Source organism: Faecalicatena contorta (genome assembly GCF_022835095.1).
GTDB classification, from domain to species: Bacteria; Bacillota; Clostridia; order Lachnospirales; family Lachnospiraceae; genus Faecalicatena; species Faecalicatena contorta.
Map to the genome: position 1 here is coordinate 3,772,975 of NZ_BQNQ01000001.1, position 23,624 is coordinate 3,796,598.

Here is a 23,624-nt window from a genome sequence, read left to right on the forward strand (position 1 = left end):
ACCCTATTTCCCTCCTACTACTAATTCCATTAATTTTTCCTGTGTTACTTCCTGCCTGGACAGCTCCCCGCAGATTCTTCCTTCCGACATAGCCGCCACCCGGTCTGACATGGACAGTAATTCCGACATGTCCGAAGAGATCATAATGATTGCGGTTCCTGCCCTGCACAGCTCGTCAATGATTTTATAAATCTCGGATTTGGCTCCCACATCTACGCCCCGTGTGGGGTCATTCAGAATCAGAAGCCGGGGGTTAATTTCCATCCACCGCCCCATGACCACCTTCTGCTGGTTGCCTCCGCTTAAGTTTTCTATGACGGTCTCCCCTGTAGGCGTCTTGATCCCAAACTTTTCAATCCATTTCTTTGTAATCCGGCTTTCTTCTGACCGGCTGATGATTCCATTTTTCGTAATCTTGTCCAGTGATGCCATTGTCGTATTCTCACGAACCGTCTGTATCAGAATCAGAGAGCCGCTCTTTCTTTCTGCCGGCACATAGGCGATTCCATGCGCAATTGCTTCTCTGGGATGATCCACTTTAATTTGGTTTCCTTTCATAAACAGGCTCCCTGATGTAATATGGTGCAGGCCGAAAAATTTTTCCGCCATCTCTTCTCTTCCCGCGCCCATCAGTCCATAGATTCCAAGGATTTCTCCTGATTTCACCTGCAGGGTAATATCTGTGACTGCTTTTGTTGTAATTCCCTTCGCCTCAAAGACAATTTCTCCCGGTTTGGCCGCTTCCTTTACAAACATATCCTTCATTTCCCGGCCCACCATCATCCGGATCAGCTGCTCTCTTGAAACACTTTTCATATCCTCTGTGCCTATGTACTGGCCGTCTCTCATAATGGTGATCCTGTCCGCCACCAGATACAGTTCTTCCAGTCTGTGGGATATAAAGATTACGCCGATCCCTTTTGCCGCAATCTCCCTGACCAGCTTCACAAGACTGGTTACTTCCTTTTCATTCAGAGAAGAAGTAGGTTCGTCCATGATCAGAATTTTCATTTCCGTACTGAGTGCCTTTGCCACTTCGATCAACTGCTTTTCCATAACCGACAGCTCCCCGATGGGGCGGGTCACATCGATATGCAGCCCCACTTTTTCCAGTAGTTTCCCGGCCTCTGCATTTGTTTTCTTCCAATCCACTAAATGGAACTTATTATAATAAAGATTTCCCTGGAAAATGTTCTCTGCCACGGAAAGGTCCGGAATATAGTTTAATTCCTGATAAATAATCCGGATTCCCAGGTTGTACGCATCCGAAGGGTTGTCTATGGTGCACTTCCGCCCCTCAATGTAGATCTCTCCTTCGTCTTTTTGGTAGGCGCCGGACAATATCTTCAGGAGGGTGGACTTCCCTGCTCCGTTTTCACCGAGCAGGGCCAGTACCTCACCTTTTTTTACTTCCAGATCCACGTTATCCAATGCTTTCACGCCGGGGAATACCTTTGTAATGCCTTTCATCTCTAATAAGGTCTGCTCCTTATCCATATTCCCACCTCCCCGGGCTTAATAATACTCGTCAATGTTGGATTTATCGATAAATACATGGTCCGGAAAACTCTCTTCTGGAATCTCTTTGCCATGAAGCAGATCATCCATCAGAGGTACAAGATATTCGCCGTAACGTTCCGGGAAATATGCAACACTTCCAATCCAGCAGTTCTCTTCTTTGTTTTTCAGGTTTTCAATCGCCGGAGCGTCACACCCATGGCTTCCTATGTATACATCAGATTCCCGTCCCGCCGCTTCGACTGCATTATATGCGCCAAGTGCACTCTGGTCATTCAGGCATCCAATCAGGATATGTTTCTTATCCGGATTGGCTGTCAGCACATCCGCTATAACCTTCTGGGATGTCTCAATCTCGCTCTTTCCATCCAGTTCAAGAACTTCAATATCTTCGTTTTTTAATGTTTCCTTGATTCCCGTGGCAATTCCCTGCATCCTAAGATCTACCACTTCCCCGGAACCCGGAGCGCCGCATAGTACAATCAGATCGGTCTTGCCTTCCCATGTATCCACCGCTTTTTCGCCCAGTGCATTTCCGACGATCAGCCCTGCTTCCTTATTGTTCGCTCCGAAAAACGGGATACCGGGATGCGGGCAGTCCACGGTAATCATTGGAAGTTCTGCCTCTGTCGCCATATCGGCGATTGTCTGTGCAACCCCTGCGTCAACCTGGAAATTGACAAAACCATCGCACTCCTGGGTCAGTACCGTATCCATATTCTGAATTGCCGTAGCTCCGTCATAATTGTTATTCAGAATTACAAGCTCCCACCCCATTGCCTCCGCTTCTTTTACAAAGCTCTCTTTTGATGAGATTCCAAAGTCATTGTCCTCGCACAGACTGGCAAATGCCACCTTAAACTTTTCTTTTTCCCCATCGGTCTCTTTTCCCTTATCTTCTGTTCCCGGATCTTTTGCCCCACAAGCAGCCAACCCGGCCACCATCACGATACTGCAAATGACTGAAATCCACTTTTTTCTGTTTTTCATAAAATTTCCTCCTGTAATTTTTTTGAAAACCGTTTACAATCGATTGTGTGTTTTCGTTTTCATGGCAAGATATTATCACACTTCTTCATGTAAATCATTGCTATATTTTGACTTTAAGGACTCATTTTTTGACCTATTGCATAGTTCGATTAGCTTTTTTTCTGCTTTTTATGGCATTCTGCACATAAACGTGCTAGACTCAAAAAAAGAGAACAGGAGGATGTACCATGAATGTAAAAGAAGCAAACAGAGAATATAACCTGGACATCAGTGAGGATTCCTACAGCACCATTTTTTATTTTTCTGAAAAAACGGACAGCATGCCTTTTTTCTCTTACTGCTCCGGACATTTTTTCTGTAATCAGAACTATTACACTGTAAACCGTGTGTTAGAAGGTTATCTGATTATCTATACAATCAGGGGGTGCGGTCTTTTAGATATTTATAATAAAACTTATACCCTGGATGCCAATTCTGTGGTGCTGATCGACTGTGATATCCCACATTCCTACCGGACAAAGGATGATACATGGGAGCTTTATTATCTAAGGTTTGCTGGAAAAGCGGCGGAAACCTACTATACGATGATATCCGCACCTGAATTCCGCGTACTGCATTTTAAAAGTACGGATAATATCCGCACCTGTATAGAGCATAACATCAATATTTCTTTTATCGCCGGCATACGCTCCAGTTTTATCCAAAACAAGATTATAACCGATCTTTTAACTGACATCTTGTTAAATTGTAATGCATCGGAAAAGAGGATTGATGATTCCACGAAAGAAACCCTTAAGGCTGTGGATCAATTTATTTTTAAGAATTATCAGAGTGCGATATCACTAGATGATATCGCAGAACATGTTCATCTGAATGTAAATTACCTTTCCAGGCTTTACAAGACGAATACCGGGACGACCATTCATGAGACGCTCCTTACATATCGGATTAATAAGGCAAAGGACCTGCTGATCAATACAGATTTGAAAATTGCAGATATTGCGGAACAGGTCGGCTTTCAGTCTGCCAGTACCTTTATACGCTGCTTTAAAAAACAGGTACAGATGAATCCGCTGGCTTACAGGCAGTGTATGTAAACGCCATCCAGTTAAAACTTCCTGCAAAGAGAAAAGGAACGCTGCATCCACGCGCGTTCCAAACTCTGTCTTTCTTCCATATATTACGATCCGCAGTAACCTTCTCTGCCGCATACCAGGCTTCTCAATGCCATAAGCCAATAGATATTTAGAAAATACCAAAAATCTTTTCCCGGAATGACTGATATAATGAGTCATAATCCGTATACTTAATTTTACTCTCTTTAAAACTCTTTCCCCATACCTGGCAGATCCCCTCTGCAATCAGGTTTGAGTCATCCCCTTCCAGCCCCAGAACTGACGGAAAAACATAGTAGATCATAAAGAAATTCAAATCTACCTGCGTACGGGAGTCAATCTTTCCCTTCTTATTAGAAAAGTGATCATTCACTGCCTTCACCAGGCATTCCCCAATTTCCCTGGCGGCAGCTTCTTTGTCCTCAGCCCGAGCGACATACTCTGCCATTTCCTGAAAATAATGGCCGTTCCTTTCAAGAAATTCAGCCGTATTCTTTTCATAGGACTTCTTTTTCAGATGTCCCAGCATCTTTTCCTTATTATCAAAGACAGTTTCTATACCCTGAAGCATATATTTCCTCCTGCGCTTTTTCTTTCTGATCTCAATCTACTTACCTTTCCTTATGCGGGATGCGTTTTAGAAAAAAGGAACCGGGACACTCCCGGTTCCTCCTGAATCACTATAGTTTATTCAACTATATCTTTATGAATTAGTCATACAGGTTTGGAGCGATGTCTGCTTCTTCCATGTTTGTGGAATCATACCAGTAACCATCTGTCTCGATATCTTCAACTGTTTCGCCTTCGCAGATCTTGTACAGTGTTTCGATTGATAATTTACCCTGCATCAGAGGAGACTGTGTAACAGCGCCAAGTAATGTTCCGTCTTTAACAGCCGCTTTGATCGTAGAACCAGCATCGAATCCAGCTGCGATAATGTTTTTCTCAGGATCGCTTCCTAATACGCTCAGGTTCTGGTTTGCTGTCAGAACACCCTCTGCAGATACCTGGTTTGAACCGAACATAGCGATTGTGTCGTCTTTGTTCATGATGTTAGAAGCCTCTGTAGCACACAGTTCAACTGTTGTCTGAGCCGGTACTGCAACTTCAATGATAACATCTGCTGATTTCTCATCGCCATTGTTTTCTACTTTACCTACAAAGTAGTCATTTCCTACAACTGCAACTTTCTTTCCGTCTTTTTCAGCCAGTTCTTTGAATCTGTTGATGAATCCAAGACCACGCTCTGTGATGTTGGCAGATGTTGCATCCTGATTAACTTCTCCGACTCTGACTGGTTTTTTAGCATTTGCAATTTTGTCTTTTACTGCTTCATAAATCTTATCAGCTGCAATAGCTCCTGCTGCGCCGTTGTTTGTTACAACTGTAGCGTATACAGATCCTTCCGGAGCATCCGGCACACCTGAATCGAAGCAAACTACCGGGATCTTTTTATCAAGTGCTGTCTGCAGAGCGTCCAGAACTGAATTCTGGTCACAAGCTGCAAGAGCGATACCATCTGGGTTTTTATTGATTGCACTGGTCAGCATGTTTACCTGGTCAGCGATATCAGACTCCGCGTTTGGTCCTGTTGTATTCGTCTTAACACCCAGTTCTTCTTCTGCCTGTTTGATTCCCTGTACGGCTGCCTGCCAGTATGATGACTGGAAGCTCTTAACGATAACTTCGAAGCTGTAATCTCCGCCGCCTTTGTCGGAACCTTCGCTTGTATCCTCAGTCTTTGTGTCGGTGCCAGCTGCTTTGTCGCTTGCTTCCTCTTTCTTTCCGCCGCAGCCTGCAAGCAGTCCTGCTACCATGCATCCACTAAGTAATACTGCTAAAACTTTCTTTTTCATATTTTTGTCCTCCTGACATAAAATGGTTTTTTATAGTAACAGCCCCTCTGCCGTCTCCAGTCCCCAACCGGAACCGGCACTGGCTGCTATCTATCACTAATAGGTTTACTACTGAAAATTTGATTACTGAAACTTTTTATTTCTGTTACTTCCGCTCCTTCGGTTATGCCTGGTCTTTTTTCCTCTTGAGCATATCTACAAGTACAGCCGCAATCAGAACAAGACCTGTAATAATCTGCTGCCAGTTTGCTGTCAGCCCGATGAACGGAAGACCTGTCTTCAAGAGACAGATAACAAATACACCAGCCAGCGTTCCTGTGATGCTTCCTGCACCGCCAGACATGGATACTCCGCCGATGATCGCTCCGCCGATAGCCTCCAGCTCAAATCCGGCGCCTGTTCCCGGCTGAACCGTTGCAAAAATAGCGGAATAGGAAATCGCTGCAAGTCCTGCGAAGAATCCGGAAATCACATAGGTAAGTATATGATAGAATTTAACATTAACCCCTGATAATCTGGTTGCTTCTTTGTTGCTTCCGATTGCCAGTGTATAGCGTCCGATCTTTGTATGATTCAGGACAAAAGTCATGATGATTACGATGATGATAATCCACAGGAAACCAATCGGAATGTTCATATCGTTCACCTGTATCTTGAAGATGCTTCTGAACCATCCTCCCTCAGCAGCTGCTGCCGGCCAGGAGATTCCGACTCTTCCAACGATAATGGAACCAAGTCCCCTTGTAATCATACAGGTACAGAGCGTCGCCAGAAACGGCGGTAAATCCATTAATGCTACGAGGCATCCGTTCAGAACGCCGATTGCCATACCGAATACGATACTTGCAAGGATTCCTGCCCAAGTCGGCCAGCCCTGGAATGTAATCAGGTATCCGCCAACCAGTGAGTAACAGATAAGCCCGGTACCAATGGAAAGGTCAACACCTGCCGTCATCAGCGGGAACGCAACCCCTATTGCCATCAAAGTGATATAATATGAATAATCCAGTATACTAAGAAAAGTGGTATACTTTCTAAAATTCGGGCTGAGTGCGCAGAAGAAGATGAATAAAGCAATTACAACCAGAAGAACGATGAATTTCTGCCCTCCCAATCTGTCAATTACCGACCTGTTTCTGCCAGCCGTTTTTGTTGTATTATTAGCCATTTTATTATCCTCCCTACTCTATCTCTCGTGTAGCCAGATTCATGATGTTTTCCTGAGTTGCCTCGGAAATATCCAGCTCACCTGTCTTCCTGCCTTCACACATTACGACGATTCTGTCACTCATTCGTAATATTTCCGTCATCTCAGAAGAAATCATTATAATGGCTTTTCCATCTGCTGCCAGCTTATTCATCAGCTTATAAATCTCATTCTTGGCACCAACGTCGATCCCTCTGGTAGGCTCATCAAATATCAGGATATCACAGTTTCTTGTCAGCCATTTTGCAATAACGACTTTCTGCTGATTACCACCTGACAGGTTCACTACAAGCTGATCTACATCCGGTGTCTTGGTTGCCAGTGACTCTACGTACTTTTCCGCAACCTCTTTCTCTTTCTTCTTATCTATAAAGATACCGCTCATGTAGTTTTCCAGTGTCGCCATTGTCGTATTCTCGGCAACAGTCTTCTGTACTACGATTCCGTATCTCTTTCTGTCCTCTGACAGATAACCGATACCATTTTTAACCGCATCCTGCGGAGTGTTGATTGTTACTTTCTTGCCGTTAATATAGATGTTGCCGCTGTCGATCGGGTCCGCACCGAACAGCGCACGCGCCGTCTCTGTACGTCCGGCTCCCATAAGCCCTGAGAATCCAAGGATTTCTCCCTTATGGAGTTCGAAGCTCACATCCTGTACCATCTTTCCGGCATTCAGATTTTCTACCTTCAGCACTACCGGTGCATCCTTCGGCACCATGCTCTGGGTCTTTGGATCTTCGTAAATAACACGGCCGACCATCATGTTGATGATATCGTCTTTTGTACTGTCCTTTGTGATCAGAGTTCCTACATAGGCACCATCTCTCATGACGGTAACTCTGTCCGTGATCACTTTGATCTCATCCATACGATGAGAGATATACACAATACCCATGTTCTTTTCTCTCAGGTCACGGATAATCTTGAACAGTTCCTGAATCTCAGTCTCTGTCAGCGCTGCGGATGGCTCATCGAATACGATCACCTTCGCATCATGGGAAATTGCCTTTGCAATCTCACACATCTGCTGCTTTCCTACGGTCAGCCTGCTCATGGTCTCTCTTGGATCAATATCTATATTCAGTCTTTGGAAAAGCTTTCTGGCCTCATCATTCATCCTCTTGTCATCGATGCGGATGCCCTTTTTGAACTCCCTCCCGATGAAGATGTTCTGTGCAACCGTCAGATGGCCCAGCATATTCAATTCCTGATGCACAATAACAATCCCTGCATCCTGTGCCTCTTTTGTACTTGAAAATTCTACTTCTTTTCCTTCATATGTAATTGTACCGGAATCTTTTTTGTAGATACCTGTCAACACCTTCATCAGTGTAGACTTACCGGCACCGTTCTCTCCCATCAGCGCAAGGACTTCACCTTTTCTGACTTCCAGGTCTACGTGATCCAGCGCATGAACACCTGGGAAAGATTTATCAATATCTTTCATCGTTAATATAACTTCGCCCATTCTTTTACCCTTGCCTTTCTATTTCTTCATTCTCAGATTTCCATGTATCATTATTAGTTCTTTCTGCGTCTTGCGACAACATCACTGAATACTGCGACAATAACAATAATACCTGTAATAATAAGCTGATAATCTTTTGAAAAGCCAAGAGCCAGAATACCTTCCTGCAGCAGAGCGATGATGAACACACCGATTACTGTTCCGCTGATAGAAGCAAGCCCGCCTGCCATGGAAGTTCCTCCCATTACGCATCCTGCAATTGCTTCGTTGTTGTACTGATCGCCATATCCCGGCTGAACTGTTGTGTAAGCAGATACATAGAAGAGTGCTCCGATTCCAACCAAAATTCCACAGATTACGTATGCTGTCATTTCCCATTTCTTAACGTTAACGCCGGAAAGCCTTACTGCTTCTTTATTGCTTCCCAGTGATAAGATATAACGTCCCATTTTAGTCTTATTCAGAATAATCGCACAGATAATTGCCACTATAAGGAAGATAATCAGGCCTGTCGGGATGTCCCCCATCTTAACCAGATATCTGTACCATCCGCCCTCTGCGGAAGACTGCGGCCAGCTTACAGACTGTGTCTTTGTAAATACAGATGCGAGGCCTTTTGCGATATTCATACTCGCCATGGATGTAATGAATGACGGTACGGACCAGTATGCTACCAAGTAACCGTTGAAGATACCGAAGAGAAGGCCGACCAGAATACTGATCACCATAACTAACGGCATCGGGACTCCATATGTAATGAGGCTGAATCCGGAAACGAGCGCACAGCAGAACATAACCGGCCCGATGGAGAAATCAATTCCCCCTGTTGCAATTACAAAAGTAACCCCCAATGATAAAAATCCAAGAAAATATGCATAGTTAAGGGCACTCAGAATACGGCTGATTCCTGCAAAATCTCCCTGCGTCATCGCGCAGAAGAATCCGTACAGAAGAATCAAAACAAAGCATAACACAACCCTGTTAAACCCCACCTTTTTTACAAAAGGATTTTGTTTAATCTTTTCCACTTTTCTTCCTCCTACTTCTTTAATCTTGCTGCTTTCAGAGATGCTGCATCAATTCTCTCATCCTGTTTCAAATGCTGTCTCGTACGTATCTGCATATTCCCGCTTCTCCCCGTCTTATATATCATTTCGTGAAAGCTACACTTGCAATTCCGGAAAAACATGATTATAATACGTTTATCTTGCCGCTCAGGATGAGCAACAAAAAGGAGGTTCACATGAAACACTTACGTACATTTTTTTCTGTATCACTGATTATCGTTCTTGCCATAACCGCTCTTACAGGATGTAAGAAACAGCCGCAGGCTGTCAAATCTCCATTTACGGAGATGACCTGGGAGAACTCTGTTGAAGATGTGATCGCCGAGGAAGGCGATGACTATACAACCTATGAATCCATATATAACGGAACCACTTATGAGTTCGCCAAGAACTATCTTGATCAGGACGGAACCGTAAAATACATGTTCGACGACAACGACAAACTAATGTGTGTTGCCTGGGCCTTCGGTACAGACGATGAAGAAACACTGAAGGACACCTATAATAAAATCCATCAGGATGTGGAAGATACCTACGGCGAAAGCGGTTATGACTCGGAGAATCCCACCAACTACGGCGATGTCTGGTATCTTGAAAACGGTAATATCCTTTTAATGGTTGTTACTACCGACACCCAGCAGGCTCTTCAGTATTCTTATCTCAATCCGGAAGTATCCACCAAAGAAACAGAAAACTGAGTCAACAAACATTTACAATCAAGATTTATTCATAGTATAGTATTTATGAACTTTTTATTAAATTGAAAATTTTACTGAAAAAGGTTAAAAAATTACAGTCTGTAAAATACCGACCGTAAATTTTTAACCTTTTCTTCTTTATTTTTATATCATTATTTTTCGGCTTCACTGAAGACCTGACCTCAGGGCATGTGCCGCAAAACGTCCCCGGGTATCCATTATTGATCCACTGCAAGATACTTTATACAGGCCGCAGATTTCACTGCTGGCCGGTAAATGGATAGAGCAGGCGCTGGTTTTCTTCCTCATACATATTTTCTTTAGTAATCATCTTACAGCCCGAATCCACATTTTTCTCGTACTTTTTACCATCCAGGATATGGACCGCCTGTTCAACGCCCAAATACCCCATATTAAACGGCTTTTGTATAATAATCCCCTGGAATACGCCTTCCTCCAGCAGCTGAATCTCCTCAATAGAGTTATCGAAGCCGACTACTTTAACTTTTCCTTTAAGTCCCAAATCTTTTACCGCTCTCGCTGCCCCTACTGCCGAGTATTCATTCGTGCCCATTATAACCTCCATCTTCGGATACTTTTCCAGCATATCCACAGTCAGCTTATACGCTCTGTCATAGGAAGAACCGCAAAACACGACGTCCATAATCTGATTTTCATATTCACCCAGGCCTTCTCTCATGCCGTTTTCCCGCTCTATAGCGGTCGATGAGCCCTTTACATGGGCCACTATCCCAATCTGTGATTGGTCTGTCACCATTCCCCGGGTAAACTCTCCCAGTTCCCGGCCTGCCAGATAATTATCCGTGGCAACAATTCCCTGTGCAATATCCCTGTCTATCACAGAATCAATCAGCACCAGTTTAATCCCATGATCCACAACCTTCTGAAGAGCCTCCGACATCTCGGAATAGCTGCAGGGAGAGACAAGTATTGCGTCCGGTTGTTTTTCAATCCCCTCTTGGATACACTTGATCTGCCCCTCTACATCGGTCTCTGACTTTCCCCCTACGATTTCTATGTCCGCCTTAAACTCTTCGGCCCCCAGCTCCGCTCCGGCGATCAGAGATGTCCAGAAGCCATTCTTCTCATCGATGGTTTTGGGAATTAAGATCATCTTATATACTTTCTGATCCTGGCTCTGCATACTCAGCAGGTTGAAAATAATCAGAAAAAGTGCAGTGAGGATACAACATAAAAACATTCCTGTTACAAGCGTTTTACCTGTGAGTTTCTTCATCATCTTCCTGCTCTTCCAGCGGCACCGTTACGGTTGCCACTGTTCCAACCCCCTTCCTGCTGATATAAGAAATCCCGTATTCCTGTCCATAGTAGAGCTTCAGCCTCTTCTGAACATTGGGGACTCCCACACCGTTTGATTTATGTTCTTTTTTTGTTTCATCAAAAATATGCTCCAGGGCAGCTTCCTCCATCCCTACTCCGTCATCCGCAATCGTGATATAGGCCTTCTTTCCCCGCACATATCCCCGTATGCTCAGATTTCCCTTTGTGTCTTTATACTTCAGCCCATGGTAGATCGCGTTCTCTACAATCGGCTGCAGGGCAAACTTAATAATCATGACATGATTGATCTCGGGAGAAACATCAATGGAATATTCCAGCTTATCTTTGTAGCGCATCTTCTGAATGGTCAGATAGCTGCGCACATACTCAATCTCCTCGGCAACCGTAACCTGCTCCTTGTCATTACTGATACTCTGTCTGAAAAGACGGGCCAGCGCTGAAGTCATCAGTACCACCTCGTCATTTCTTCCCGCTTCAGACATCCAGATGATAGAATCCAGCGTATTATAAAGAAAGTGCGGGTTGATCTGCGCCTGCAGCGCCTTCAGTTCGTTTTTCCGTTTCTGTTTCTGCTCGTACACATTCTGTTCCATCAGCGTATGGATGCGTTCTGTCATCACATTAAAGGATTTGCTCAGGCTTCCCACCTCATTTGATGCGGTGACCGGTACATTTGCCTTATCGAACCGCCCTTCTTCCACCATGCTCATGGAATCTCTGAGCTGGCGGATCGGCTTAGTAATCTCTCTGGATATAATGCTGGATATCGCAATAACCCCCAGCAGAAGCACTCCCGCCACCAGAAGGTACATCATCTGCGCCTGCTTGTTATTTTTTAACAGCTCCGAAGTGTAGGCTGCCCCTACAACGGTCCATCCTGTCATATCAGATTTGGATATTGTATAAAGCTTATCGCCCTCTTCCGACTGAAAATGGTCTTTTGTACTGGACATGATCTCATCGATATTTTCCGTCTTCAGACCGCCGTACATCAACTGCTGCTGGGGATGGTAAATAATATTTCCATTCTCATCCAGGATAAAGATGTAGCCGCTGCCTCCGATATTATTGTTACTGCACAGTGAGCTGATGGCATTATAATTAAGGTCTATAAAAAACACCCCGCCGTTTTCACCTGTCTTGTAGTTTACGAGCGGTCTGCTCAGAGTAATCACCCATTTATAACTGCTCTGAATGGCATTCTGCACATGGGAAGAAGAAATTGCGATCAGATTCTTCGTCGACAATGCCGCCTGGTACCAGCTCTGCTCCCGGACGTCAATATATTCGGTAAACTGATCCTCTCCCTCATTTAAAATACTGCGCCCATTGTCGGCTACCACCGCGATATTGTAAATATCATTCCGGCTGTTGCGAATGGTTTTAAACTGGCTTATAATACGTTCCTTTTCTTCCTGCAATTCCTCTTCCGGCTGCTGCGTATTATACAGATAGTAGGAAACATCACTGTTTGCCGCAATGATCGATGATATATTCAGCATGTAATCCATGTAAGAATCGATATCATAATTCACCTGTTTGATAATCTGGGAGGTATAATTGATTGAATTTTCATAGATCGTATTCTTTGTAAAGTTTAATGCAATGAAAAGGAAAATCAGCACCGCAATCACCATTAACACGGAAAATGAAACCATAATCGTGCTTTGGATGCTCTTGAATCTGCCGAATATCGTCCTGAATTCTTGTTCTTTCTTCATTTGCTAACGCTCCCTGGCATACTCCTTCGGAGTTTTCCCTGTCATTTTCTTAAATGCAATGCTGAAATAATGAGGATCACTGAAGCCCACTTTTTCTGCGATCTCATAATTCTTGAGGCATGTCTGCCGGAGGAGCTGCTTTGCACGCTCCATACGGACTCCGGTAAGCACTTCCGTGAAGGTTCTGCCTGTGGCCTCTTTGAAAAGACTGCTGAAACGGCTGGTACTGATGTTCAGATAGTCACAGATATCGTTTAGTCCCAGATCCTGATTACTGTAATTTTCTCTGATATAGTCCATCGCCTGAGCCGCCAGGCGCTCCGCACTCGTCTGCCCGGCAGCGTTAACCGCTTCCATCCCCCTGGCCGCATATTCCCGGATCAGCGTTATCGCCTTGTCCAGGTTCCTTGCATCCGTTATACCGGATATATCTGAATCCTTCAGCAAAAACTCCTCATCTGTCTCCTGCACCGTCTGACAGATGATCCTGAGCACCTGATGGAGATAAGCCACAGCCTTATTTCTGCTCACATAGCCAGACCGCATCCAGTCCTCAACGTGATCCAGGATCTCATAAAGTACCGTCCCCTCTTTTCCTTTCACGGCAGCGGCAATATCTTTAAAATCCTGTTCCAGCTCCATGGGATTCCCCGAGGGCAATGCCTCCTCACAGTCAAAAATAACCCCTGTCCCCTTGGTATAACGGAACTTGAGGATCGCTGTGGCAGAATCGTAGGACTTGTAAAGCTCCTCCAGAGAGGCGACATAGCTGCCGATCCCCATGGAAACACTCAGTTTCATCGCGTCATAAATGGTAGACTGAATCTCCCTGCAGATGGCATTCACCTGCCCTGCATGCTCTTTGGGCTTATTTGTCCGAAACAAAATACAGACCCTGTTGTCGGAATCCCTGTATGCCAGCCCTGCATTATGATTGTTCACAATCTCATTGCTGATGTTCTCCACAACGAAGGACATCAGTGCGCTTTCCTTCTTCAGGTCGTCGTCAATCTCATACAGATCGGAATACACATCAATATCGACGGCCGCCACCCGGTAAGATCCCCCTTTGATCGTGATGCCGAACTCCTCCAGCTCACGCAGGCTTGTCTCCACGTCCTGCGTCCCCCTGACCAGACGCGACAGCGCCCTGGATATGATCAAGGCTTCATTCTTCGTATAGCTCTGATATACCTTCGTCAGCTCATCCATCTTCTGCTCCTGCTGTCTCTCGCCGTCCAGCTTCTCCCTGATTCTGTTCAGCACCTCGGACAATTCCTTGGCAGTAACCGGCTTCAGAATATATTCGGCCACTTTATACTGGATCGCCTGCTTTGCATATTCAAAATCGCTGTATCCGCTGAAAATAATGGTCGTAGTCTGAGGCAGATTCTCATGGATATATTTACTCAGCCCCATGCCGTCTATGTATGGCATGCAGATATCCGTAAGCACAACGTCGGCCGGCGTCTCCTTTAAAAATTCGATCGCATCCTTGCCGTTTTCGCAGTCGCCGACCAGCTCAAACCCCAGCTGTCCCCATTCAATCTTTGCGCCAATCGCCTCGCGCACAAGGATTTCATCATCTACCAGTAAAACTTTATACACTGTTTTATCCTCCCGTATGAGCATATTTTTCCTCCACATACTTAGGATTAGTATACAACAAGTTTCTTCCCAGGGGAAGAGGGGCGGCACTGGAAAATTGCAGTATCTGAAAATAAAGGTGACAGTTCATGCCTGCCTGAACTGTTACAAATAAAGTTTATGCTCCCCTCCCGGTGGATGCAGCCCAGCCTGCCGTGAGACTGACGGGGAGGGAGCGCAGGACACATCCGGGCATTTCGGATGCGTAGAATGCGCGTTAGAACCACGTATAGCAAAACGGCGCCATCACATGGATTGGATCTGCTTCCGAAGCAGATTCAAAGCCGGCCTGAGCCACGGAATTCATCAGAATTCCACGGTGAATGCCGGTGGTTCCATGTGATGGCGCCATTTTGCTATTAGTGGTTCTTCGCAAATGGGCCGCATCTGAAATACCCGGATGTATCCTGCGCTTCCTCCCCCGTCAGTCTCACGGCAGGCGGACTATCCCCTACAAAGTCACAATAACCCCATCCTCATCCCAAAGATCATGCCAGTCTTTTGCGCCTTCCCACAAGAACACCTGCCCCTTTACAAGGCGGTTGTTTCTCTCAAGAGTTGCAATTTTGGCCATCTCCTCGTCAGTAAGCGGATCATCTAACATACTCTTTAAGTTGCTTACATACTCAACCTCATGTACAGAGAACGGAATCGGAATCTGCCCTCTCTGATGCGCCCATTTCAGTGCAATCAACGCCGGATGCACGCCGTGGGCTTTTGCAATCTCCTGCATTTCCGGTGTCTGCAGGTCAGCTACGTCTTCCGGACACATATCTCTCTCTGGTCTCTGCGGGGAGCCTAACGGCATGAAACCAATCGGCTGAATATTGTGAGCCACGAGATAATCGAATAATTCCTGCTGCTGGAAGCATACATGAAGCTCGAGTTCGCATGCCGCCGGCATAATTTTCATAAGAGGCAGTACAGCTTCCAGTTTCGGGATTGTCATATTAGAGATTCCAATATGGCGGACCAGCCCCTTTTCTACCAATGCCTCGCACTGTCTGTAAGTACTCATAAACTCTTCCACGCTGAATGGTTTGGAGTCCGGATTTCTGGAGTCCACATCGCATCCTGGTGCATGATAGTTCGGGAACGGCCAGTGGATAAAGAACATGTCGATATAATCACACTGCAGGTCTGTAATGCTCTTTCTGCAGGATTCTTCTACTCTTTCGTGCATATCGTTCCAAACTTTTGTCATAATATAAAGCTCTTTACGCTCTACCACGCCTTCATCAAATGCAGCTTTAAAGACCTCCCCGATCTGGTCTTCATTTCCATAGCATGCCGCACAGTCGAACATACGGTAGCCACATCGGATTGCGCCTGCCACCGCGTCTGACACCTGCTGTGCTGTAAATCTGTCGGAACCAAATGTTCCCATTCCTACACATGGTACTTCTTCACCTGTATAAAGTCTCACTTTTGGCACATCTGCCGGATTAATAAATTCTCCCATCTTTTTGTCTCCTTCTTTCTCTTTTTATTTTCACCGTATAAATACATACGGGGATTTTTATTTCATTTTTACGATCCGGATTTCCGGAAAAATACGCTCCATATCTTCTTTTACATAGAAACCGGTCTCTTCTCTCAGGGCTGCCGCCGCAGAAATCGCACTCGCTTTTCTCAATACCCCTTCCATGGAAAGCCCTTCGCTCAGCCCCAGAGCAAAACCGGCTATCATGGAATCGCCGCATCCAACAGTATTCACTGCATCAATTTTCGGTACCTCTGCACGGTATATCCCTTCACTGCACACAACAAATGATCCTTCTCCACCAAGTGAAACGGCTACAATCTCCACGCCATCATTATGGATTCTCTTCGCAGCCTCTATCATATCGCTGATACTCTCGCATTCTTGCCCGGTCAGCATCCTGATCTCATCTAGATTTGGCTTAATCATCGTCGGTTTTGCTTCTATTCCCATCTCCAACAGCCTGCCGCTTGTATCCAGAATCACTTTTTTCCCTGCATCCCTGCAGACCTTGACCAGCCTCTGGTATGCAGTTCCGTCCAGGCCTTTGGGTACGCTTCCCGACATTGCCACGACATCGGCCTTAGCCGCCAGCCCCTGGAATTTTTCCAGAAATCCGCTGAAATCCTCCTCGGATACGGTAAAACCAGGTTCCAGAAATTCTGTCTGCACATGGTTCACCTCATCCCATATGTTAATACAGGATCTGCTCTCCGCCTCCATATGATAAAATGCACTTTTAATTCCGAATGGTTTCAGGGAATCCTCTATATAAGCGCCTGCATGCCCGCCGACAAATCCTGTGGCAACCACTTCAGCCCCCGCAATTGCTGCAGGCTTGGAAACATTGAGCCCTTTTCCTCCCGGTGTGTAAGCGCATTCTCTGACCCGGTTCACTTCTCCGGTTTGAAAGCCCTCCACTACATATCTCTTGTCAATCGCCGCATTTAACGTGACTGTAAGTATCATGAATTCAGCCCTCCCAAGCTTTACTTAATCATTTCTGTTCACAACCAGACACGCTCTCGTTTATCAACAGAACCTTTCCTTTTACAAGCCCCGGTGTCTTAAACATCTGGAATGCTTCCTGGGCCTGGCTCATGGGCATCTTTTTATAGATGAATCCGGGATCAAATTTGAGCTGTCCTGTTGCAAAATAATGCGCCGTCAGTTCCCACTCTTTTCCGGGGAACGGAGAGCTGTAGGACATCCAGGAACCTGTCAGTTTGAACTCTTTGCGGTTCATGTTCTCCCACATGGCCGGTGTAAATGTAAGGTCTGCATGGGGAGTCCCAATGAAACATACATGCGCTTTATTTGCCGCCAGCTCGAAGGCCATATACATCGTAGGCGCCTGTCCCGCGGTCTCGTATACGTATGCATACCCCTTGCCGCCCGTGACAGCCATAGCTTCCTCCATGTAGTTTTCTTTTGTTGTATTGATCACTTCATCTGCTCCGAGACGCTTTGCAAGCTCCAGCCTTTCATCGCTGATATCAAAGACAACCACTTTTTTGGAACCGAAGATCTTCGCCCATTGCATCGTAAACATCCCAATGGTTCCGCCGCCCAGAATCGCAACATACTGTCCGCTCTGGTAGTCGTTCTGCAGGAGGCCGTGCAGTGCGACCGTAGAAGGTTCGAACATAGCTCCCTGCTCATAGGAAATACTCGGGTCAAATGCAACCGCATTCTGTTCCGGTACGACAACATATTCCGCGTTGCTGCCCTGCTGTCTGGATCCGATAAAACTGTAATGCTTACAGAGGGAGAAATTGCCGTTCTGGCAGTCGTCACATTTCATACAGGGAAGAAGCGGCGCACCGGATACCCGGTCCCCAACCTTAACTTTCGTAACGCCTTCTCCCACTTCCACGACATCGCCCGAGAACTCGTGTCCCAGTACGATGGGATAGAAATGTACGCCGTTATGAAGCACCCTGGGAATATCAGAGCCGCAGATTCCAGAAGCTTTCACTTTCACCTTGACTTCGCCCGGCCCTGCCTGGGGCTCCTCGTAATCCAGATACTGTACATCCTCATTTGCGCATACTACTGCTGCTTTCATTTTACCTGCCTCCTGTTTTTTTCATAGTTTCTTTTAAATTATGATATAGTTCCAGATATATCTGATAGTTCTTTTCATAAACGGCTGCATTGTCCGGGTTCGGTTCATGGGACCGTCTGTTCTCCACCGTCAGGGCAACTGCCTCCTCAAAACTCTCATACATGCCCACACCCACACCTGCAAGTATTACAGCGCCCAGTGTTGTAGCCGTATCAGAGGAAGGGACGAGGATCGGTTTTCCCGTAATATCGGACTTGATCTGTGTCCAAAGCAGTGAATTGGCAGAACCGCCCATGGCACGCAATACGCTGACCTTTGCGCCTGCCTCTTCCGCCACATCGAGATTATGTTTCAGTGCATATGCCACGCCTTCCATGGCAGACCGGATAAAGTGCGCCTTTGTCTTGCTGAAATCCAGGCCGTAAAATACGCCCTTTGCATCCGGATCCCAAATGGGAGAACGCTCGCCGGACATATAGGGCAAAAATACGGTTCCGCCGCTTCCCGGAGATACCTTTTCCGCCATCTCATTAAACAATTCCAGGGAGCTTTTTCCCTGTCTCTTCCCTTCTTCCCTCTCGTAGTCTCCAAACTGCTGTTCCAGCCACCTCATAACACCCCCGCCGCCGGTAGTGCCGCCCTGAAGCAGCCATTGGCCCGGAACCACATGGAATCCCAGAATTAATCTCGGATCCGCCTGATATGTATCTGTGCAGATGCTCATGCCGCCCGCCTGACCGCCCTGTTCCTGAGTCTCTCCCGGATGGATAACCCCCGCGCCTAAGGTTCCGCACGCCGCGTCCAGACCGCCTGCCACCACCGGTGTTCCAACGGCCAGACCGCTTTCTGCGGCAGCCTTCTCCGTAACTTTACCGATCACCTCATGGCAGGGATGGATTTCCGGCAGAAACTCCGCCGGGATACCAAGCCTCTCACACATTTTCATATCCCACGTTCCCGTGTGCATGTCAAAGCAGTGCAGCCCATATCCCTGCGAAAGATCCTGGGACATCTCCCCCGTCAGTTTATAGGCAATGTAACTGTTGGACTGCAGTATCTTACAGGTTCGTGCATATACCTCCGGCAGATTTCTCTGGTACCAGATAATCTTAGCCGTTGTGTAAGAGGGCTGCAGAGAATTACCGGAAAGTTTGAATATCTCGTCTGCCCCGATCTTCTCATTAAGTTCATCGCAGATATCCGCAGCCCTTGTATCCATCCAAATCGGTGTATTCGTAAGCACGCTGCCCTCCCGGTCAACCGCAATTGCTGACCAGCTCTGCCCGTCAATTCCAATGCCGGCAATCTGCTCCGGCAGGATACTGCCATGGGACAGTACTTCTTTTACCGCAGAGCATATAGCATCCCACCATTCTTCCGGATTCTGTTCTGCCCATCCCAGATGAGGATAATACACCGGATAACTGCCATTTGCCGCAGCTATTGCCTTACCGCCCCGGTCAAATACGGCAATCTTACAGGCACTGGTCCCTATATCAATTCCCAGTAAATATTGTTCCATCTCTACCTCCCATACCATCCGCTATTTTTATAAACGGAAATATCATATCGCTCTCTATCGAAACGTTTCGGTATTCCTCAAAAGAAAATTCTGTCATCTGACAGATTTTCCTTCCACGAAGGTCGTCTTTAACTTCACCGTCTCCTTCTCTTCCTGCGCTCCGGAAGCGTCCAGCCTCCTAAGCATCAGTTCCGACACACAGCTGCCAATCTCCTTTGTGGGCTGTGCCACTATACTAAGCCTGGGGATGCTTGCCTTGGCAAACTCCACATTATCAAATCCAATAAAAGAAAGCTGCCCGGGGATCTCAATCCCCAGCTCGTTAACCTCTATAATCGCACCCATGGTCATCTCGTAATTGGAAACGAATACTGCCGTCATATGCGGATTTTTTCTGAACAGTTCCTTCATGGCTGCCGCGCCGCCCTTAATCGTGTAATCGCCGCGGACCACCAGCCCTTCGCCAAAGGCAACGCCGGCCTTCTCCATAGCCATACAATAGCCCCGGTACCGCTCTTCTGCGGTATAGATTTCTTCCGGTCCGGCAATCATGCCGATCTTCCTGTGGCCTGCCTTGAGCAGCCGTTCCACAGCATCCCTGGCCGCACCTTCATTGTCTACCAGAACACAGTCGCATTCCATGTCTTTGAGTTTTCGGTCTACCAACACCACCGGTTTTCCGGCCCGAAGGAACTTCTGCAGATATACACCCCTTTTTCCTGAGGGCATAATGATCAATCCATCCACTCGCCTGTGAAGCAAAAACTCGACAGCCTCCTCTTCACGATTTTCGTCCGTACGGCAGTCGCAGATCATGGTTGCATATCCATGGCTTCTAAGCTGATCCTCTACTTCCGTGATAATCTCAGCACAGAAAATATTGTTCAGCTCCGGTATGATAATTCCGATTGTTTTCGTCTTATTTGTCTTCAGGCCTCTTGCCACCTCGTTGACTTCAAAGTGAAGCTCCTCTATCGCTTCCTCTATCTTGATCCGGTTCTTCTCCCTTACATTGCCTCCATTTAAATAGGAAGAAATTGTCGCCAGGCCAAGTCCGGTTTTCTTCGCAATATCCTTGATCGTAGCTGCCATGGTTATCCCTGCCTTATCTGCCCCTGTGCCGTGCACAGAAAGACTATTTTACGTTCCTGTTCAAACCGTGCCGTGTACGCCCAAAGGGTGTGAACAGGAACTATTTCACTTTATGGTCACATCCGCATACCTTCATGCGCTCCATTACCAGATTCTTCACTGCTTCCATACTCACAATGCCGAGTTTCTTAGGATCAAAGGTATCCGGTTTCTCCTCCAGAAGCTTTTTGCCTGCGTCTGTATAAGCTACCCTCAGCTCTGTGGCAAAGTTCACTTTGCACATCCCGCGCTCCACACACTCTTTGACATCATCATCGCTGAGGCCTGACGCCCCGTGGAGAACAAGCGGTACAGAGACTACCTTTCTGATCTCGGAAACTCTTTCTTTATCCAGTACCGGAGTACCTGCATAGAATCCGTGAGCCGTCCCGATTGCAATTGCCAGGGAGGAAACCCCGGTTCTTTCCACAAATTCCTTTGCTTCTGCAGGATCTGTATTGGTATCCGCATCTGCTTCCAGATCGTCTTCCTTACCGCCGACCTTCCCCAGTTCTGCTTCCACCGGTATGCCACATGCTTTGGCTGCATCTACCACCTTTTTGCTGACAGCGACATTATCTTCAAAGCTTTCGTGTGAGCCATCGATCATGACCGATGTATACCCCGCCTTGATTGCCTGTACCGCCAGATCAAAGCTGCTGCCATGGTCCAGGTGTAAACATACAGGAACCGCAGCCTTTTTTGCTTCCGCAGCAACGATCCCAAAATAGGTGTCCAGAGAACCGTACTTCACTGTGGAAGGGGTCGTCTGCAGCATAACAGGCGCATGCAGTTCTTCCGCAGCCGCAATCACGGCCTTCACCATCTCCATATTCTCCACATTAAAGGCACCTACAGCATAACCGCCCTTCTGCGCATCCAATAACATTTGTTCTGATGTAACTAATGGCATATGTATTATCCTCCTTAGGGTTAACCGAAACGTTTCGGTTTATTTATATTTATATAATAATCCGGTTTTATCAGAATGTCAATCCCCAGTTTTCAAAACATTGTAATAGAAAAAATTTAAAACTTTTACACGGATAAGGGCGTATGTGATTCTTAAGATAGAGAAAGGGGACCGTCTGTTTCCCGACTGTCCCCTTATTACAGATCCAATACATAGGTATGATGTTTAACTCAGTCCAAATGAAATACAGGATAAAGATCGGTAGATACAGGACTATTATCCGGATTGGTCTCCATGATATCCGCCATATAGTCCCACCATTTACGGCAGATCTCTGTGTCCGCGCTCTTGTCCCATCTTTCTGCGTCTTCGAGTTCTATATAGCCATACAGAATATCCGTGTCCTTATCGAGGAAGATCGAATAATTCGATCCGCCGTATTCATGGATCATATCTCTCATCTCCGGCCACAGTTGGTTATGGCGCTTTTCATACTCTTTTTCCATTCCCGGGTATAATTTCATTTTAAAACTTTTTCTGATCATGTTGTCTCCTTTCTTGTCTCGGCATTCTTATGTACATGCCCTTTGTGCTGCTTCCAGAATATCACTTACCACGGCTCCTGTCTAGTTCAAAGAGCAGCTTTTGAAAGCCATAAGAAATATAAGCGGGCAAAAACCGCCCGCTTATATTTCTTATCTATGGAGTTGTAAAATTCTAGTAAACATCTTTCCACTCGTCGATGTTAGAAGGATCAAATTTGAACGGTGCGCCAAGGATGACTTCTGTTCCGCCGTCGGACGCTTCTACTACTGTGTAGTCGCCCATATCGCCGGCTGTGAATGTGTCATCTACTGCTCCTGTAATTGTTCCGTCAACTAATGCGATTGATGTGTAAGCCCCAAGGCGTCCAACATCGATCGGATTCCACAGATACATATACGGGCATGAATGGGCGTCGTCATCACCGATGTATTCAGCCATTTCTGAAGGCAGTCCAAGTCCTGTCAGTTTTACAGATGATTTCTCGTCCTGAAGTACCTTAGCTGCTGCATTGATACCAACAGTTGTAGGTGCGCAGATAACTTTCAGATCCGGATATTTGGATAACAGAGCCTGTGTCTGGTCTGTTGATTTCTGTGGCTCGTCATCTCCGTATGCAACTTCTACAAGTTCCAGTTTGGAGTATTTGTCTTCTTTCATGATCTCTTTCATAGCGTCGATCCATGCATTCTGGTTTGTTGCCTGTGATGTAGCTGAAAGAATTGCCCACTGTCCTTCTCCGCCTGTGATGTCCAGAACAGCGTCCATCAGAGCCTGGCCGATCTCTGTTGTTCCAGCCTGGTTTACAAATGTCTGACGGCTGTCAGGGTTCGCTTTAGAGTCAAGGCAGGATACTTTGATTCCTGCGTCCATTGCTTCTTCCAGTGCTGCCTGAAGTGCATTCTCATCGTTTGCAGCGATACAGATAGAATCTACTCCCTGAGAAATCAGTGACTGGATTACGGATACCTGTGCATCCGCTGTAGCAGCCTCAGGATGTTTTACGATGCATTCTCCGCCTTCTGCCTCGATTACTTCCTGGAAACCTTCCGCCTCTTTTTCATTGTAAGGATTTCCTGCTGATTTTGTAACAATTGCATACGTCTTCTTTCCGGAATCACTGCCGTCATCTTTTGCAGTATCCTCTGTCTTTGCATCAGAGCCGCCGTCTGCAGCGCCCTCATCCTTTGAGCCGCATCCTACAGCCAGTGTTGCCGCCATTGCTACACATAACAGTACGCTTAAAACTTTTTTCTTCATGCTTTCTTTCCTCCCTATGGAATTTTATTGTATACAAAGCGCCTTTCCCGACGCCCGGTATCAGATTAATAAAAACAAGTTATTAGAAACA

General features: G+C 46.3%; 21 protein-coding genes. 2 read left to right on the plus strand and 19 right to left on the minus strand.

Annotated features, from left to right (window positions below; genetic code table 11):
• Window positions 1–3 precede the first annotated feature (3 nt).
• A complete protein-coding gene (locus tag MWG26_RS16940; protein WP_025656537.1) occupies window positions 4–1,497 on the minus strand; it encodes a sugar ABC transporter ATP-binding protein in 1,494 nt (497 codons plus the stop codon).
• An 18-nt stretch (window positions 1,498–1,515) separates the two neighbouring features.
• Window positions 1,516–2,508, minus strand: coding sequence for a sugar ABC transporter substrate-binding protein (locus MWG26_RS16945; protein WP_117440862.1), 993 nt, complete (start codon window positions 2,506–2,508; stop codon window positions 1,516–1,518).
• A 227-nt stretch (window positions 2,509–2,735) separates the two neighbouring features.
• Between MWG26_RS16945 and MWG26_RS16950 the strand changes: the two genes are divergently transcribed.
• Complete coding sequence (locus MWG26_RS16950) at window positions 2,736–3,605, plus strand: AraC family transcriptional regulator (RefSeq protein ID WP_025656534.1); 870 nt, start codon at window positions 2,736–2,738, stop codon at window positions 3,603–3,605.
• A gap of 148 nt (window positions 3,606–3,753) precedes the next feature.
• On the opposite strand, the gene MWG26_RS16955 is transcribed toward MWG26_RS16950, so the two are convergent.
• The 5 genes from MWG26_RS16955 to MWG26_RS16975 form a co-directional block, all read right to left on the minus strand.
• The gene (locus MWG26_RS16955) at window positions 3,754–4,194 is read right to left on the minus strand and encodes a hypothetical protein (RefSeq protein ID WP_025656533.1); all 441 of its coding nucleotides are present in this window, start codon (window positions 4,192–4,194) and stop codon (window positions 3,754–3,756) included.
• Window positions 4,195–4,333: 139 nt separating this feature from the next.
• Window positions 4,334–5,479 (minus strand): substrate-binding domain-containing protein, encoded by a 1,146-nt coding sequence (locus MWG26_RS16960; protein ID WP_025656532.1) that lies wholly within the window; start codon window positions 5,477–5,479, stop codon window positions 4,334–4,336.
• A 163-nt stretch (window positions 5,480–5,642) separates the two neighbouring features.
• The gene (locus MWG26_RS16965; RefSeq protein ID WP_025656531.1) at window positions 5,643–6,647 is read right to left on the minus strand and encodes an ABC transporter permease; all 1,005 of its coding nucleotides are present in this window, start codon (window positions 6,645–6,647) and stop codon (window positions 5,643–5,645) included.
• A 13-nt stretch (window positions 6,648–6,660) separates the two neighbouring features.
• The gene (locus MWG26_RS16970; RefSeq protein WP_025656530.1) at window positions 6,661–8,157 is read right to left on the minus strand and encodes a sugar ABC transporter ATP-binding protein; all 1,497 of its coding nucleotides are present in this window, start codon (window positions 8,155–8,157) and stop codon (window positions 6,661–6,663) included.
• Between the two features lie 53 nt (window positions 8,158–8,210).
• Entirely contained in the window at window positions 8,211–9,185 is a 975-nt protein-coding gene (locus tag MWG26_RS16975; protein ID WP_025656529.1) for an ABC transporter permease, read from the minus strand.
• A 215-nt stretch (window positions 9,186–9,400) separates the two neighbouring features.
• Between MWG26_RS16975 and MWG26_RS16980 the strand changes: the two genes are divergently transcribed.
• Window positions 9,401–9,922, plus strand: a complete 522-nt coding sequence (locus tag MWG26_RS16980) for a hypothetical protein (protein WP_025656528.1) — start codon at window positions 9,401–9,403, stop codon at window positions 9,920–9,922.
• 259 nt (window positions 9,923–10,181) lie between these two features.
• On the opposite strand, the gene MWG26_RS16985 is transcribed toward MWG26_RS16980, so the two are convergent.
• The 12 genes from MWG26_RS16985 to MWG26_RS17035 form a co-directional block, all read right to left on the minus strand.
• Entirely contained in the window at window positions 10,182–11,180 is a 999-nt protein-coding gene (locus MWG26_RS16985; RefSeq protein WP_025656527.1) for a substrate-binding domain-containing protein, read from the minus strand.
• A complete protein-coding gene (locus MWG26_RS16990; RefSeq protein WP_025656526.1) occupies window positions 11,161–12,966 on the minus strand; it encodes a cache domain-containing sensor histidine kinase in 1,806 nt (601 codons plus the stop codon). The genes MWG26_RS16985 and MWG26_RS16990 overlap by 20 nt, the downstream gene beginning before the upstream one ends.
• 3 nt (window positions 12,967–12,969) lie before the next feature.
• Window positions 12,970–14,574 carry a response regulator gene (locus MWG26_RS16995; RefSeq protein WP_025656525.1) on the minus strand — a complete coding sequence of 535 codons (1,605 nt, stop codon included), beginning with the start codon at window positions 14,572–14,574 and terminating at the stop codon, window positions 12,970–12,972.
• A gap of 256 nt (window positions 14,575–14,830) precedes the next feature.
• The gene (locus MWG26_RS22750; protein WP_276519062.1) at window positions 14,831–14,965 is read right to left on the minus strand and encodes a hypothetical protein; all 135 of its coding nucleotides are present in this window, start codon (window positions 14,963–14,965) and stop codon (window positions 14,831–14,833) included.
• A gap of 99 nt (window positions 14,966–15,064) precedes the next feature.
• On the minus strand, window positions 15,065–16,075 hold the full coding sequence (locus MWG26_RS17000) for an aldo/keto reductase (protein WP_025656524.1): 1,011 nt from the start codon (window positions 16,073–16,075) through the stop codon (window positions 15,065–15,067).
• A 57-nt stretch (window positions 16,076–16,132) separates the two neighbouring features.
• A complete protein-coding gene (gene pfkB / locus MWG26_RS17005; RefSeq protein ID WP_025656523.1) occupies window positions 16,133–17,065 on the minus strand; it encodes a 1-phosphofructokinase in 933 nt (310 codons plus the stop codon).
• A 28-nt stretch (window positions 17,066–17,093) separates the two neighbouring features.
• Window positions 17,094–18,164 carry a galactitol-1-phosphate 5-dehydrogenase gene (locus MWG26_RS17010; RefSeq protein ID WP_025656522.1) on the minus strand — a complete coding sequence of 357 codons (1,071 nt, stop codon included), beginning with the start codon at window positions 18,162–18,164 and terminating at the stop codon, window positions 17,094–17,096.
• 1 nt (window position 18,165) lies between these two features.
• Window positions 18,166–19,686 carry a xylulokinase gene (gene xylB, locus MWG26_RS17015; protein WP_025656521.1) on the minus strand — a complete coding sequence of 507 codons (1,521 nt, stop codon included), beginning with the start codon at window positions 19,684–19,686 and terminating at the stop codon, window positions 18,166–18,168.
• Between the two features lie 93 nt (window positions 19,687–19,779).
• Entirely contained in the window at window positions 19,780–20,778 is a 999-nt protein-coding gene (locus MWG26_RS17020; protein WP_025656520.1) for a LacI family DNA-binding transcriptional regulator, read from the minus strand.
• Window positions 20,779–20,878: 100 nt separating this feature from the next.
• Window positions 20,879–21,730: a class II fructose-bisphosphate aldolase gene (locus MWG26_RS17025; protein WP_117440863.1), complete on the minus strand. Its 852-nt coding sequence runs from the start codon at window positions 21,728–21,730 to the stop codon at window positions 20,879–20,881.
• 230 nt (window positions 21,731–21,960) lie between these two features.
• A complete protein-coding gene (gene rhaM / locus MWG26_RS17030; RefSeq protein WP_025656518.1) occupies window positions 21,961–22,275 on the minus strand; it encodes an L-rhamnose mutarotase in 315 nt (104 codons plus the stop codon).
• A gap of 172 nt (window positions 22,276–22,447) precedes the next feature.
• Entirely contained in the window at window positions 22,448–23,533 is a 1,086-nt protein-coding gene (locus tag MWG26_RS17035) for a rhamnose ABC transporter substrate-binding protein (protein ID WP_025656517.1), read from the minus strand.
• Between the last annotated feature and the right edge of the window lie 91 nt (window positions 23,534–23,624).

What these genes read in the sequence shown, in the direction of transcription:
- MWG26_RS16940 (WP_025656537.1), bottom strand. Translation starts at nt 1,497, where the DNA reads ATGGATAAGGAGCAGACCTTATTAGAGATGAAAGGCATTACAAAGGTA.
- MWG26_RS16945 (WP_117440862.1), bottom strand. Translation starts at nt 2,508, where the DNA reads ATGAAAAACAGAAAAAAGTGGATTTCAGTCATTTGCAGTATCGTGATG.
- MWG26_RS16950 (WP_025656534.1), top strand. Translation starts at nt 2,736, where the DNA reads ATGAATGTAAAAGAAGCAAACAGAGAATATAACCTGGACATCAGTGAG.
- MWG26_RS16955 (WP_025656533.1), bottom strand. Translation starts at nt 4,194, where the DNA reads ATGCTTCAGGGTATAGAAACTGTCTTTGATAATAAGGAAAAGATGCTG.
- MWG26_RS16960 (WP_025656532.1), bottom strand. Translation starts at nt 5,479, where the DNA reads ATGAAAAAGAAAGTTTTAGCAGTATTACTTAGTGGATGCATGGTAGCA.
- MWG26_RS16965 (WP_025656531.1), bottom strand. Translation starts at nt 6,647, where the DNA reads ATGGCTAATAATACAACAAAAACGGCTGGCAGAAACAGGTCGGTAATT.
- MWG26_RS16970 (WP_025656530.1), bottom strand. Translation starts at nt 8,157, where the DNA reads ATGGGCGAAGTTATATTAACGATGAAAGATATTGATAAATCTTTCCCA.
- MWG26_RS16980 (WP_025656528.1), top strand. Translation starts at nt 9,401, where the DNA reads ATGAAACACTTACGTACATTTTTTTCTGTATCACTGATTATCGTTCTT.
- MWG26_RS16985 (WP_025656527.1), bottom strand. Translation starts at nt 11,180, where the DNA reads ATGAAGAAACTCACAGGTAAAACGCTTGTAACAGGAATGTTTTTATGT.
- MWG26_RS16990 (WP_025656526.1), bottom strand. Translation starts at nt 12,966, where the DNA reads ATGAAGAAAGAACAAGAATTCAGGACGATATTCGGCAGATTCAAGAGC.
- MWG26_RS22750 (WP_276519062.1), bottom strand. Translation starts at nt 14,965, where the DNA reads ATGGCGCCATCACATGGAACCACCGGCATTCACCGTGGAATTCTGATG.
- MWG26_RS17000 (WP_025656524.1), bottom strand. Translation starts at nt 16,075, where the DNA reads ATGGGAGAATTTATTAATCCGGCAGATGTGCCAAAAGTGAGACTTTAT.
- pfkB (WP_025656523.1), bottom strand. Translation starts at nt 17,065, where the DNA reads ATGATACTTACAGTCACGTTAAATGCGGCGATTGACAAGAGATATGTA.
- MWG26_RS17010 (WP_025656522.1), bottom strand. Translation starts at nt 18,164, where the DNA reads ATGAAAGCAGCAGTAGTATGCGCAAATGAGGATGTACAGTATCTGGAT.
- xylB (WP_025656521.1), bottom strand. Translation starts at nt 19,686, where the DNA reads ATGGAACAATATTTACTGGGAATTGATATAGGGACCAGTGCCTGTAAG.
- MWG26_RS17020 (WP_025656520.1), bottom strand. Translation starts at nt 20,778, where the DNA reads ATGGCAGCTACGATCAAGGATATTGCGAAGAAAACCGGACTTGGCCTG.
- MWG26_RS17025 (WP_117440863.1), bottom strand. Translation starts at nt 21,730, where the DNA reads ATGCCATTAGTTACATCAGAACAAATGTTATTGGATGCGCAGAAGGGC.
- rhaM (WP_025656518.1), bottom strand. Translation starts at nt 22,275, where the DNA reads ATGATCAGAAAAAGTTTTAAAATGAAATTATACCCGGGAATGGAAAAA.
- MWG26_RS17035 (WP_025656517.1), bottom strand. Translation starts at nt 23,533, where the DNA reads ATGAAGAAAAAAGTTTTAAGCGTACTGTTATGTGTAGCAATGGCGGCA.